This window comes from Candidatus Schekmanbacteria bacterium, assembly GCA_003695725.1.
Classification (GTDB): domain Bacteria; phylum Schekmanbacteria; class GWA2-38-11; order GWA2-38-11; family J061; genus J061.
In genome coordinates this window covers 1-12,722 of sequence record RFHX01000109.1, presented here as the reverse complement: position 1 = coordinate 12,722, position 12,722 = coordinate 1, and the positions used below count along the sequence as shown (strand labels likewise).

The following is a 12,722-nucleotide window of genomic DNA, read 5'->3' as shown; positions in this document are numbered from 1 at the left end:
TTCAAATAATGAGTTATAAACATTTTACCAAGTTTTTTTTACCACAATATTCAGCAATTAAAATTATGTTTTCTTTAATGAAAATATGGTTTATAAGTTTTCAACATCTATTACTTTTATTATCTACTTCTATTGAGGAGAAACTATGAAGATTAGAATTAATCAAGCAAACCTCCTTAAAGGACTATTAAAGGTCCAAAACATAGCTACTAAAACAACCACGATGCCAATACTTTCAAATGTAATGCTCTGTGCTGAGTCTAATGAAATAACACTGTTTGCTACAGACCTACAAGTTGGCGTCAGGGGAAGCTACGAATGTGAAGTCGAACGTGCAGGAGCTGTTGCAATTCCATGCAAGAGGTTTTATGAGATTGTAAAAGAGCTTCCTGAATCAAATATAATGATTGAACTCTTGGATAACTATTGGGTCAATATCGAGTGTGACAGCATAAAATTTAAAATATCAGGAATCAACCCTGAGGATTATCCAAAGTTTCCTGATGTTAAAACGGAATCTTCAATTAAAGTTGAAGTTGAGCTGTTGGCTGAATTGATTGGAAAGACTGTTTATGCCATATCTACAGACGAGGGAAGATTGAATATTGCAGGAATGTTGTGGAGAATGGAAGGTAAGGAATTTGAGTTGGTATCTACTGATGGCCATAGATTGGCAAAAGTCAATGCTGAATTGGATGGTGCAGATGGAAAATTCAGAGTTACTGTGCCAAGAAAAGGTATTCAGGAGATTAGAAGAATTCTTGAAAGCGATGAAGGTAATGCAGAGTTTAGCATTGGAAAGAATTATCTGCTTATGAAAAAGGATGAAGTAGAAGTTGTTGTAAGGTTGATTGAAAGTGAGTTTCCTGATTATGAGAGGGTGTTGGTTGAAAATGCAAAGATCAAGTTGACAGTTGATAGAGAAGTTTTGAGGCACAGCGTGAAAAGGGTAAGTTTGATGAGCAACGAGAAGACGAGAGCTATACGGCTTAAAATTACAGATAATAGGATAGAGTTGAGTTCAAATGACCCGGAAGTTGGAGAGGCAACAGAGTTGATTGAATGTGAATATGGTGGAGAGGAGGTTGTAGTTGGTTTCAATTCCAGATATTTGCTTGATGCCATTGAAGTTATGGATGGAGGAAAAGTTACAATGGAATTGAATGAGCCATTGAGTCCCTGTATGTTCAGTAGTGAGGAAGACAAGCAGTATGTTGGTGTGATAATGCCAATGCGGGTTTGATCAGCTTTGTGGATAGAAAATATCAGCATAAGAAATTTCAGGAATATCGAAAGCGCTGATATTCAGATAGGCAACTGTAATCTCCTGATAGTCGGGGAAAATTCCCAAGGTAAGACAAGTGTTCTCGAGGCGATTTATCTGTTTTCGTTGTTTAAATCCTTTCGTTCCTCAAAAAGGTATGATGTAATTAGCTTTGGAGCTGATTTCTCTCATCTGAAGATAAGGATTGGAAATAGAAACGGTTTTGTTACCTGCAATGCCGTAATAGACAAAGAGGCGGGAATTTCGGTAAAACGGGAAGGCACACTTCTCAAGAGGCGTGATATCTTCAATCTTTTGAATGTGGTGGTGTTCCACCCCGGATCTATAAATCTTATAGAAGGTGGACCTGATAAGAGGAGAAATTTCATCGATTCTGTAATCGTTAAATGTGATCCATCATATCTGAAGATTCTAAAGCTCTATAAACGGGCATTGCTTCAGAGAAATGCGCTTTTGAAAAAGAGTTCTGTGAAAGAAAGGAATAGCCAGCTCGATGTGTGGGAGAATGAGATTTCCAATTATGGAGCAATGATAAGAAAAAGGAGGATCTCATACATCAGAGAGATCAATGAATTGATAGCAGATAATTTTTCAAGGATATTTGGAAGAAAGGCAGATATCAGGCTTACATACTGTGGATTTGATGAAAGTGAAGAATCAAGAGAAGATATTAGAAAGGAAATTTTAAAGAATTTGATTGAAAGAAGGCAAAGTGATGTGAGATTCGGTTATACATCATATGGGCCGCATCGTGATGTAATTAATGTAATCTCTGAAGGACAGGATATGAAAAAATTTTCCTCGAGAGGAGAGCAACGGGCTGCAGTATTTTCTCTATTGGAAGCTGAAGCCGAGCGTATCAAGAAGGAAAGGGGCGAATACCCTGTTTTTTTGGTTGATGATATAGCTGCAGAGTTTGACGAGGAACGGGAAAAAAACTTTTTGAAAGCGCTTGTTGAAAAGAAGATGCAGATAATTGCGACTGCCACGGATATTCCAAAGGAGTATATGGAGATTTTTAGAGGTAAAATTATTAAAATTACAGGTGGAAAATGTACCTCTATATAGGTTATAATAAAATCGTAAATCTCGAGGATATTGTAGGAATTTTTGATATTCAAACGCTGAGAGAAGCAGAGGGGAATTTCTTACCTTTCTCAAGTGTTAACGATGCTGACATAAAGAGTGTCGTTATTTACAGGGATGGAGGTTTTGAGTTTTCAAAAATAAGGGTATCAAGTTTATTTAAAAGATATAGAAAGGAGTTCGGAAAGTAGAATATGGCAGAGAAAGACTATAGTGCGGAAAGTATAAAAGTTTTGGAAGGTCTTGATCCTGTAAGGAAAAGACCTGCTATGTATATTGGCAATACAGGTGTAGGCGGGCTTCATCATTTAGTCTATGAAGTTGTTGACAATAGCATCGATGAAGCAATGGCAGGATACTGCACAAAGATATCGGTTGTCATCAATGTCGATGGAAGTATTACTGTAGATGACAATGGCAGGGGAATACCAACTGAAATACACAAGGAAGTAGGTCTGCCTGCCGCAGAGGTCGTTATGACAAGGCTTCATGCAGGTGGAAAGTTCGACAGGAGTTCGTATAAGGTTTCAGGAGGACTTCATGGTGTAGGAGTCTCTGTGGTGAATGCCTTGTCGGAGTGGCTTGAGTTGGAAACGAGATATAAGGGACAGATCTACACTCAAAAATATAAAAGGGGTGAACCGGAGACAGAACTCAAATGTCTTGGCAAGACGAAGAAGAGCGGAACAACAATAAGATTTAAGCCGGATAAGGAAATCTTCAAAGAAACGACTGAATTTAGTTTCGATACGATTTCGAAGAGATTGAGAGAGCTTGCTTTTCTCAATAAGGGACTTGAGATAACTATTCGCGATGAAAGAGATGAAAAAGAACATAAATTTCTTTATAAAGGCGGAATCGTCTCGTTTATCGAAAGCATAAACAAAAACAAAAATCCCTTGCACAAGCCGATCTACTTCGAGAAGAAAGACGATGGATTTGAGCTTGAAGTCGTTCTCCAATACAACGACGGTTATTCAGAATCACTCTTCACCTATGCAAACAATATCAATACTGTTGAAGGAGGAACTCATCTTGTTGGTTTCAAGAGCGCTCTTACGAAGGTAATCAATCGATATGCTGTTCAGGCAAACCTGTTGAAGGGGCTCAAGAATGGCATTCAAGGCGATGACACAAGAGAAGGACTTGCAGGAGTTATAAGCGTCAAGATTGCCGAACCGCAGTTTGAAGGGCAAACAAAGACTAAACTTGGAAACAGCGAGGTAAAGGGAATAGTCGAATCAGTAGTAAATGAAAACTTGAGCAGATTCTTCGAGGAGAATCCTTCTGTTGCGCGAAAGATTGTATCGAAGGCGGTCAATGCGGCGCAGTCAAGGGAAGCGGCGAGAAAGGCGCGCGAATTGACGAGAAGAAAGGGAGCTCTCGATGAGTCATCGCTTCCGGGAAAACTTGCAGATTGTCAGGAAAAGGATCCTGCGGCATCTGAGATTTTCATCGTAGAGGGTGATTCTGCAGGTGGTTCCGCAAAACAGGGGCGCGACAGGAGATTTCAGGCAATACTGCCACTTAAAGGAAAAATACTGAATGTTGAAAAAGCCCGTTTTGATAAGATGCTCAATAGCGAAGAGATTAAAACTCTCATTGCCGCTCTCGGAACAGGAATTGGCGAAGATGATTTTTCGGCAGACAAGGCACGATATCATAAAATTATAATTATGACGGATGCTGATGTCGATGGTGCGCACATCAGGACATTGCTTATGACTTTCTTCTTCAGGCAGATGTATGAACTTCTCGAAAAGGGATTTATTTATATAGCCCAGCCGCCCCTTTATGGTGTTAAGAAAGGAAATAAGGTGATTCAGTATTTGAAGGATGACAATGAGCTCGATGAATTTCTGTTGTCGCGCGGGGCAGAAAACATAAAGGTTCGTGTCGATGAGGATTCGAATGTGCTGACCAATAAGAAGCTTGTTACACTTTTGAAGAAGGTCAAAAATTTTTACTATCTGCTTGATAAATTGGGACGCAAGGGAATGGATACTCTGTTGGTTAAAAAGATAATAAAGATTCTTTCAGAAGAGGAAACAGATTTCACAGAAAAAAAATCAGTATCCAAGATGGCGGAACGGGTCAAAACATTTATGAAGAAGACCATTGGTAAGGAAGAAATGTTTTCCTTCGATTATGAGATGGATTGGGACGAGAACAATGGCACTTATTTTATCGATTTTGTTCTGAACCGCTCAGGAAGAAAATACAAATTGAGAGTAGATAGGCTCTTTGCGGATATGATTGAGATTAAGGAGTGCATTGCTCTCTATAAAGAAATCGGGATCTTTGAAAATGGGAATATATCGGTTCAAGATAACGGCAATAAACTGGATATATCTGATGGACGCTCGCTTTTGGAATATGTGACGCAGGCAGGGAAAAAAGGAATTTCAATTTCAAGGTATAAAGGACTTGGAGAAATGAATCCGCAACAGCTGTGGGAAACAACGATGAATCCCGAAACAAGGCGGCTTCTTCAGGTGAGGGTCGATGATAAGGTTGAAGCGGATGAAGTCTTTACGATTTTGATGGGTGATCAGGTAGAACCAAGAAAGAATTTTATACAGCTATACGGCAAACAGGTTCGCAATCTTGACATATAGCATTGAAGAAAAAGAAACTCATAATGAGTTTATGTGTCGAGCCATTGAAGAAGCACAGTGCGCTTATGATGAAGGCGAAGTCCCAATAGGTGCAGTAGCGGTTGAAGATGGTGTGGCGATTGCGTTTGAGCACAACCGAACCGAGCAGTTGAATGACTGCACTGCCCATGCAGAAATGCTTATTTTGAAAAAACTCTTTGAAATTAAAAAAAGTTGGCGTCTTGAAAATATAATTCTCTATGTAACGCTTGAACCATGTCTGATGTGCGCAGGAGCAATACAGCTTGCGCGTATTAAGAAACTTGTCTTCGGCGCATACAATGAAAAAAAGGGAGCAGTCAAAACTCTTCTGAATGCTTTTGAAATTCCTCAGCTAAACCATCGCGTTGAAATTGTCGAGGGAATAAAGAAAGAGGAATGTGAAAAATTATTGAAAAATTTTTTCATAGAAAGAAGAAATGAAGATTTATAGATACATTGCTATTTTATTGGTCTTTTCTCTACCATTGGTAGTTTCCTGTAAAAAAGAGGAAAAGCCTGATGTAACAGAACAAATTGAGAATCTCAAAAATAGAATCAATAACTTATCAAGGAGAATAGCGGCGATTGAAGAGCGTCTTTATAAGGCTTCAAAAAGAAGCCCTACAGTAGTCAAGAAGGCGGCTCCAACAGAAAAAAAACCTTTTACACGAAAGCCCTTTGAAAAAGTTAACAGAGAAAAGTTTCCGAAAGAATTCAATTATCCGGAATTTGGCATAAAGATAATAGATTTTAAGTGTTATAGAGGGACAGGCAATATTGCCGCCTATTATGGCAAGGTAGTGGCAGAAAAGGATGTTCAGATGCTGAATTTGAGCATTTATTTTTATGATAGAAGTGGAAGAAAAATAGGTGGACATGCATTTCCTGTTAAAGTTATAACTGCTAACTCACCGCGCGAATTTCAAAATGGCGACATAATCGAAGGCGGTTTTGATAAAATTGAGAGTATGGACCTTCAAGTTGATTTTGTCTCCTATTCAGATTTTACTGTGAAAGGACGGGCTGTCGAGGAGCCAATGTTTTAAAGAGAGTTTACCTCGATAGTTGACAATCTCGTCTTTTTAGCTACAATCCCTTTTCGGAGAGATGGCCGAGTGGTCGAAGGCGGTTGACTCGAAATCAACTGTGCCCTTTTAGGGCACCGGGGGTTCAAATCCCTCTCTCTCCGCTAATTGGAATTTATAAGAAAAAATTTTTGGAGAGGTGCCCGAGCTGGTTTAAGGAGCACGACTGGAAATCGTGTGTCCCTGGTGACAGGGACCGAGGGTTCGAATCCCTCCCTCTCCGTTGTTGGTTTAGAATTACGGCCATGCTAGACGGGGAGTTAGCGATACCCTGTAGCCCGCAATTCGCTATAGCGGGGTCGAATTCCCATCGGAGGTAAAATCGGGTGAGGTCAGCATATTTATGCGGAGCGTTGAGAATCGGGTCTTGTACAATAGAAGCCTGAGAACCTGGTCAGGACGGGAACGTAGCAGCCATAATCAGTGTCTTCTATGTGTTACAAGGGTGCCTGATTTGAGCTCTCGCATAAATAATAGCGCTTGTTCGGTTTTATCGATGATGGGTGCATGGCCGTTTTTATTTTCCTGACAGCTCCTTTGAGCGCGCAGTTGCAGCTTCAACGGCCTTGATGATAGTTGAACGAAGCGCTCCTTCTTCTAATACTTTTAGCCCGGCAACGGTTGTACCGCCGGGAGAAGTTACCATCTCTCGCAATTCAGCAGGCGGCTTGCCTGTTTCCTGCAATAAACATACTGCCCCCTTGGCTGTTTCAATAACGAGCTCTTTCGATACAGCCCTTGAAAGCCCTGCGGCAACGCCTGCTTCGATAAGTGCCTCAATGATGAGGAAGAAATAGGCAGGACCGCTTCCTGAAAGTCCTGTTACAGCATCGAGATAACGTTCATCCAACAAGACTGTTTTGCCAACTGCATTTAAAATTATTTGGGCTTTTGATAGGTCTGATGACAATACCCTTTTATCTGACGCTATGGCTGAAATTCCCATACCAACCAAGGCAGGAGTATTGGGCATCACCCGTATCACTTTTGAATTTTTTCCTAAAAAACTCTTGATAAAGGAAATTTTTATGCCTGCCGCTATGGATATGACAAGGTGTCCAGATGTTATTGAACCCTTGATCTCTTCAAGGACATCGGGCATCACCTGCGGTTTTACTGCAAGCAGTATTATAGTTGCCGAGTTTACTGCTTCAATATTTGATTTTGTCGTCTTTGCTTTGTAATTTTTCTTCAAGTGAAGAAGACGCTTTTCTGAAGGATCACTTAGAATGATGTTGGAAGGGGTTGCAGTCTTGCTCTTTAAAAGACCTGCCAAAATTGCTTCCGCCATATTCCCGGCGCCTATGAAAGCGATTTTTTCTTTGATCCTTTTTTTCATATCAGATTACTGTTATGGATATTTTCTTGATGGAAGTCGATTTTTTAAAATTAATTTTTCAAATGATTTCTCATTATAGCCCCTTTTCCAATCTTATCCAAATTTATTTTTTTACATATGTCTATTACTGATGATAGATGTTAGATTTTAAGGAATATTTCAGTGAGGTAAGCAAGTAGAATAACTACGGGAGGATTTTTATCGTCTTCAATTATTGGTTGGCTTTCGTGCTGTTGATGGACTGAATAAGAAGCTTTTATCTTTTCCTTGCTGACTTTATTTTCACAAGGATAGCGTTTCTGATTGCTTTGTAGGTCCTTTCATCGAGACCAGGAGCGCTTTTCAAGATTCTTAGATCCTGTAGCATCAATTGAGGAATAATTTCTTCTGATATTGAAAATGGTGTTGATGGGTTTCGCACAAGGGCAGTTTTTATGCGGTAACGATTCTTCCATTTCGGATGTCCAGCTATAAGTGATGTAAGTGAAGGATGTTCCGTTTTTTTCTGAAGAAGCACGAGAAGGTCCATCTCGGTTAATTTAGGATTCCACAGAGCGGCTTCAAACACCATTTCATTATCGTCGTATATGATTAAGAGAAGAAGTTTTCTTGGTGCTTTTCTGGCAAGTGAAATCTTTTCGCCCAATGGAATTTCAGGAAGTTTGTTCTTGAGATATTCAAGGACAATGTTTTTCAATGAATAAGGTACTGTGGGAAGATTGAGGACTTTTATCAATTCCCGTTTGTCGAGATAACCTATAAGACTTTTGGAAACAGCAATGGGAGTCTTTGGGTTGAAAAAGAGGGTTTGCCTTATTGAGCGAAGATTTTTGAATTCCGTAAGTTTTGCAATGAGCCCAAGCAATTCAGATGGCGCCTCACGCATAGATGCGATTTCCATTGCTTCTTCTTCAATGATTTTGCCTCTTTTTTGGATTGTTTCTATGCGTTTTGCGTCGAAGATTTTGGGTATATGTTCTAATATCTTATTGTGAATAATTTCGTTGTATAGATTTTCTGACCGGTTCATTTCAAATTATGCCCTGTCTTCGAAATTCATTGTAGATTTTTTCATTTGGGAATCCTCTGCGAAGTAGAAAATCAATGAATTTTTTTCTGCCCGTAGATGATGACAGATCATATTTTTCTTTATTTTTATTTACAACTTTTCGTAAAATTTCGTCTTCTATGTTTTGATTATCGTATTCTTTGAATATTTCATTTATCAACTCTTCGTCTCTGATTTTTTTCTCATAAAGTTTGAGAATGATCCTTTTCTTACCATACCCGCGTCGGGAAAAATTTCGCACAACAGACTCTGCAATTTCCCTATCATCCAAATATCCAAAGGATTCAAGCTTCATTAAAACTTTTTCAATCAGAGCTGAATCAGAGGTTTTTTCATTTAATTTTTCCTTCAATCTTTCTTTCGATGAGGGATACCTTGTCAAATACCAGCAGGCGTAATCAAAAATTTTTTTTTCATCATAGGAAGTTTCTTTTTTTTTCTTCATCACCTAATAGACTTTGTTATAATGTTGATGTATGTTATATTTCACAAATTACCTTGGATATAAATTTTAATTTGAAATCGCTTGTTTGTCATCTATTTGATTTAGTTAAATTCAAAAGTGTAAATCCAGTATTTCACTGTCGAAGGCTTTTTCTCTAAAGTGAGCTGAAAAGTATGAAGAAACCGGCATCTTTGAAGAAGGGAGACTTGATAAGTCTTGTTGCCCCTTCGGGTAGCTTTACAGAAAGCCGTTTTCAGAGAGGAAAAGAGCTAATAGAGAAATATGGCTTCAGGGTTTGTTATGATAGAAGAATATTCGACAAGAAGCGATATTTGGCAGGAGATGGGGAAACAAGAGCAGAGATTATAAACAATGCCTTTAAGGATAAGGAGGTCAAGGGTGTAATAGCTGTAAGGGGTGGCTTTGGCGCCTGCCAAGTGCTGCCGCATCTTGATTTTGAAATGATTGGCAAAAATGTAAAAGTCTTCTGCGGTTCAAGTGATGTTACTTTGCTTAATACAGCTTTTGAGCAGCGATGCGGAATGGTCAACTTTTATGGGCCTATGCCCGGAGGCAATATGGTGGTTAAGGATTATAATGAGGAATTCAGTTTTTTCTTTGAAATGATGAATAATGGAAATGATATTTTAGTAGGAAAAAAGGAGGGGATAAAGTTTCTAAGAAGCGGGAAGACCACAGGACGCCTTACAGGAGGATGTCTTTCTGTCATCAATTCTGCCATTGGCACTAAGTGGGAGATTGAAACAGAAGGAAAGATTTTGTTTCTTGAAGATGTTGGTGAAGCGCCATACAGGATTGAGCGTATGCTGTGGCAGTTGGATGAAGTTGGAAAACTTTCACGAATAAAAGGACTCATAATTGGACATTTAACAGATATGAGGGGAAGAAAAAATGAAAAATGGAATTCAATAATTTGTGAAGTGATTGAAGAAATAACGAAAAAATACAACTATCCTGTCCTTTTTTCATTTCCAGTCGGACATGGATACGGTTCGATAACACTGCCTGTTGGAGGTATTGTTGAAATAGACAGTGATAGTGAGTATGTGAAAATCAAAGGGAATTCAATATGTAAAAGAGGTTGATATGGAAAAATTCAGAGAAACAGCGCAAGAAGTATTAAGAAAAAAATCTACCCCCGGTTTCGTAATTGCTGCGGGAAAAAAGGGGGGAGCAAAATTTATTGAGGCATTTGGGAAAAAACAGTTAGTGCCGTATGAGATTGGAAACGATGTAGATACGATTTATGATATTGCCTCGGTTACAAAGGTGATGGCAACTACAACTGCAATTATGCTTTTGGTGCAAAGAGGATTGATAAATATCGAGATGAAGGTTTCAGAGTTTATCGATGAATTTGCTTCCAATGGTAAAGATAAAATTACAATAAAACATCTTCTTACTCATACTTCGGGCTTGTCTGATTGGTATCCATATTTTGAGGAAATAAGACGAAAGGATGAGGAAGAAGGAAGTCAACTTATGTGTAAAAGTAATGCAAAAAAGATGGTTTATTCACTGGTTAACAATGAAGAGATTGAAAAGCGTGAAAATCCTGTTACGAAATACAGCGATATCGGATTTATAGCCCTTGGCGAAATTATTGAAAAGATTACCGGGGAGGCTTTGGATAGTTTTTGTGAAAGGGAAATTTTCATTCCCTTGGGACTCAAGGATACTTTTTTTGTTAATCTTGAAGACAAGGGTCGCACATTGTCAGAAGAGCGCTTGAAAAGAATTGCCCCCACAGAGTATTCACAATGGCGCGGTGGTGTAATAAAGGGCGAAGTCCATGATGATAATGCATATGCTATGGGTGGAATATCAGGACATGCAGGACTGTTTTCGACAGCAGAAGATGTCTTTAATTTTGGAATGACCATTCTTGATTCCTATCATGGAAGAAATGATTTTATAAAACAAAGAGTTATAAAAGAATTTTCAAAAAGACAGCTCATAGAAAGAGATTCATCTTGGGCTCTTGGATGGGATACCCCTTCTGAAGGGTTTTCAACTTCAGGGCATTATTTTTCGCCCCTTTCGATTGGACATACCGGCTATACAGGTACATCATTGTGGATAGATATGAAGAAAGAGGTTGTAATAGCTCTACTTTCCAATAGAGTCCATCCTGATAGGAGCAATAGAAGTTTTATCAAAGATAGGCCTCTTCTTTATGATGCGGCAATGGAGGTTCTTGGAGAAGCGCATCCATTGAGAAGGGAAAAGGTTTTGCAAGAGGAGTAATTTTTTGACCAAAAAAAAGTCTGTTTATCTCGTAGCCATAGGCGGAACCGGTATGAGCGCTTTGGCAGGAATGTTGAAGGAATCGGGCTTTGATGTTTCGGGTTCCGATAAGGGGCTCTACTATCCGACGAGCGAGCTTTTAAGAGAACTTTCAGTGCCTGTAAAAATAGGGTATTCATCAGACAATGTTCCTTCTAACATTGAATTTGCAGTTATAGGCAATGCTGTTTCAAAGAATAATCCTGAAGCTGTTGAGATAGAAAGAAGAGGTATAAAGCAGATTTCCTTTCCACAAGCATTATGGGAATATTTTATAAAAGGGAAAAAATCCGTTGTTTCAGCAGGTACTCACGGAAAAACAACTACTTCTTCAGCAATCGCCTATCTTTTTAGCAGGTTGGGAGAAGATATTGGATTTATGATAGGTGGAGTGCCAAAGGATTTTGGAAAAAACTACAAGTTGGGCAAAAGCAGTTTTTTTGTTGTTGAAGGCGATGAATACGATAGTGCTTACTTTGATAAGGGTCCAAAATTTCTCCATTATATGCCTGATTATCTTCTGCTTAATGATGTCGAGTTCGACCATGCCGATATTTATAGGAATTTAGAGCAGATTTTAGGAAACTTTTCAAAACTCGTTGATTTGGTTGATGAGAAAAAAGGAGGAATTTCTGCATTTGGTGACAGCAAAAATGTAAGAGAATTGATAAAGGATGCAAAAACACCAACTATTAGATATGGATTTTTGGATAAAAACGACTGGATTATTGAAAAGGTAGATGAAGAGAAGGGGGAGGTTTTCGTAACAGCCAAAGATTTGGGAAGATTCTCTTTTAAGACGAGATTGATTGGAAGACATAACTATGCCAATTTGACAGGAGTTATTGCTCTTTTCTATCTAATGGGTTTTGATGTGGAGAGATGCGCAAAAGAAATTGAGGGATTTAGAGGTGTAAAACGGCGGCAGGAGCTTGTTGGATGTGTGAATCATATTGAGATTTATGATGATTTTGCGCATCATCCTACAGCTGTTAGAAAGACGCTTGAAGGATTTAGAGCAAGATTTCCAAAAAGAAGGATAATTGCAGTTTTTGAACCGCGTTCAAATTCAAGCAGAAGGAAAATTTTTGAAAAGGAATATTCTGAAAGTTTTGATGATGCTGATATTGTGATTCTATCTGAACCGTATAATAAAAATCTTCTTCCTGACAAGGAGAGGTTTTCATCTGCAGAAGTGATTGAAAGAATAAAAAGCAGAGGCAGGGAAGCATACTTCATCGAGAATGTTGATTCTATAATTATGAAGTTGGTTTCAATTTTGAAAGAAGGAGATATCGTTGTTGGTATGAGCAACGGAGATTTTGGTAATTTTCATAAGAAATTAGTTAAAAAAATAATTCAAATATACCAGTATGATAGCTAATATGCACAAATAAACAATAATGCAAATAGCATAATGGGAAATTCTAATGAAAGAAGAGAATTTTTAAGTTTTGAAGATATCAT

The 12,722-nt window shown here is 38.6% G+C and carries 11 protein-coding genes, 2 tRNA genes, 1 other RNA gene and 1 pseudogene; 12 read left to right on the top strand and 3 right to left on the bottom strand.

All coding sequences use genetic code 11. The annotated features are described in order from the left end of the window. Positions 1-145: 145 nt before the first annotated feature. The 9 genes and pseudogenes from dnaN to ffs all read left to right on the top strand — a co-directional run bounded on the left by dnaN (position 146) and on the right by ffs (position 6,606). A pseudogene (dnaN, locus tag D6734_04525) lies at positions 146-1,243 on the top strand (DNA polymerase III subunit beta). A 6-nt stretch (positions 1,244-1,249) separates the two neighbouring features. Further along, entirely contained in the window at positions 1,250-2,353 is a 1,104-nt protein-coding gene (locus D6734_04520) for a DNA replication/repair protein RecF (protein ID RMF96068.1), read from the top strand. Beyond that, positions 2,338-2,562 (top strand): hypothetical protein, encoded by a 225-nt coding sequence (locus D6734_04515; GenBank protein RMF96067.1) that lies wholly within the window; start codon positions 2,338-2,340, stop codon positions 2,560-2,562. Before D6734_04520 ends, D6734_04515 begins: the two co-directional genes overlap by 16 nt. 3 nt (positions 2,563-2,565) lie before the next feature. Further along, positions 2,566-4,989: a DNA topoisomerase (ATP-hydrolyzing) subunit B gene (gene gyrB, locus D6734_04510; GenBank protein ID RMF96066.1), complete on the top strand. Its 2,424-nt coding sequence runs from the start codon at positions 2,566-2,568 to the stop codon at positions 4,987-4,989. 31 nt (positions 4,990-5,020) lie between these two features. Then, positions 5,021-5,461 (top strand): nucleoside deaminase, encoded by a 441-nt coding sequence (locus D6734_04505; protein ID RMF96069.1) that lies wholly within the window; start codon positions 5,021-5,023, stop codon positions 5,459-5,461. Continuing rightward, entirely contained in the window at positions 5,448-6,056 is a 609-nt protein-coding gene (locus D6734_04500) for a hypothetical protein (protein RMF96065.1), read from the top strand. The genes D6734_04505 and D6734_04500 overlap by 14 nt, the downstream gene beginning before the upstream one ends. 55 nt (positions 6,057-6,111) lie before the next feature. Then, positions 6,112-6,202, top strand: a tRNA-Ser gene (locus tag D6734_04495). Between the two features lie 26 nt (positions 6,203-6,228). Further along, positions 6,229-6,318: transfer RNA gene (locus D6734_04490), tRNA-Ser, on the top strand. A 20-nt stretch (positions 6,319-6,338) separates the two neighbouring features. Further along, positions 6,339-6,606, top strand: an RNA gene (ffs, locus tag D6734_04485) — signal recognition particle sRNA large type. A gap of 6 nt (positions 6,607-6,612) precedes the next feature. On the opposite strand, the gene proC is transcribed toward ffs, so the two are convergent. The 3 genes from proC to D6734_04470 all read right to left on the bottom strand — a co-directional run bounded on the left by proC (position 6,613) and on the right by D6734_04470 (position 8,948). Then, positions 6,613-7,434 (bottom strand): pyrroline-5-carboxylate reductase, encoded by an 822-nt coding sequence (gene proC / locus D6734_04480; protein RMF96064.1) that lies wholly within the window; start codon positions 7,432-7,434, stop codon positions 6,613-6,615. Between the two features lie 256 nt (positions 7,435-7,690). After that, a complete protein-coding gene (locus tag D6734_04475; protein ID RMF96063.1) occupies positions 7,691-8,464 on the bottom strand; it encodes a hypothetical protein in 774 nt (257 codons plus the stop codon). Position 8,465: 1 nt separating this feature from the next. Then, the gene (locus D6734_04470) at positions 8,466-8,948 is read right to left on the bottom strand and encodes a regulatory protein RecX (GenBank protein RMF96062.1); all 483 of its coding nucleotides are present in this window, start codon (positions 8,946-8,948) and stop codon (positions 8,466-8,468) included. 173 nt (positions 8,949-9,121) lie between these two features. Between D6734_04470 and D6734_04465 the strand changes: the two genes are divergently transcribed. Genes D6734_04465 through D6734_04455 form a run of 3 tightly spaced genes read left to right on the top strand, consistent with a single transcriptional unit; the run spans position 9,122 to position 12,639 of the window. After that, on the top strand, positions 9,122-10,054 hold the full coding sequence (locus tag D6734_04465) for an LD-carboxypeptidase (protein RMF96061.1): 933 nt from the start codon (positions 9,122-9,124) through the stop codon (positions 10,052-10,054). A gap of 1 nt (position 10,055) precedes the next feature. Then, a complete protein-coding gene (locus D6734_04460) occupies positions 10,056-11,216 on the top strand; it encodes a class A beta-lactamase-related serine hydrolase (protein RMF96060.1) in 1,161 nt (386 codons plus the stop codon). A 4-nt stretch (positions 11,217-11,220) separates the two neighbouring features. Next, complete coding sequence (locus tag D6734_04455) at positions 11,221-12,639, top strand: UDP-N-acetylmuramate:L-alanyl-gamma-D-glutamyl-meso-diaminopimelate ligase (GenBank protein RMF96059.1); 1,419 nt, start codon at positions 11,221-11,223, stop codon at positions 12,637-12,639. Positions 12,640-12,722 lie beyond the last annotated feature (83 nt).

What these genes read in the sequence shown, in the direction of transcription:
- D6734_04515 (RMF96067.1), top strand. Translation starts at nt 2,338, where the DNA reads ATGTACCTCTATATAGGTTATAATAAAATCGTAAATCTCGAGGATATT.
- gyrB (RMF96066.1), top strand. Translation starts at nt 2,566, where the DNA reads ATGGCAGAGAAAGACTATAGTGCGGAAAGTATAAAAGTTTTGGAAGGT.
- D6734_04505 (RMF96069.1), top strand. Translation starts at nt 5,021, where the DNA reads ATGTGTCGAGCCATTGAAGAAGCACAGTGCGCTTATGATGAAGGCGAA.
- D6734_04500 (RMF96065.1), top strand. Translation starts at nt 5,448, where the DNA reads ATGAAGATTTATAGATACATTGCTATTTTATTGGTCTTTTCTCTACCA.
- proC (RMF96064.1), bottom strand. Translation starts at nt 7,434, where the DNA reads ATGAAAAAAAGGATCAAAGAAAAAATCGCTTTCATAGGCGCCGGGAAT.
- D6734_04475 (RMF96063.1), bottom strand. Translation starts at nt 8,464, where the DNA reads ATGAACCGGTCAGAAAATCTATACAACGAAATTATTCACAATAAGATA.
- D6734_04470 (RMF96062.1), bottom strand. Translation starts at nt 8,948, where the DNA reads ATGAAGAAAAAAAAAGAAACTTCCTATGATGAAAAAAAAATTTTTGAT.
- D6734_04465 (RMF96061.1), top strand. Translation starts at nt 9,122, where the DNA reads ATGAAGAAACCGGCATCTTTGAAGAAGGGAGACTTGATAAGTCTTGTT.
- D6734_04460 (RMF96060.1), top strand. Translation starts at nt 10,056, where the DNA reads ATGGAAAAATTCAGAGAAACAGCGCAAGAAGTATTAAGAAAAAAATCT.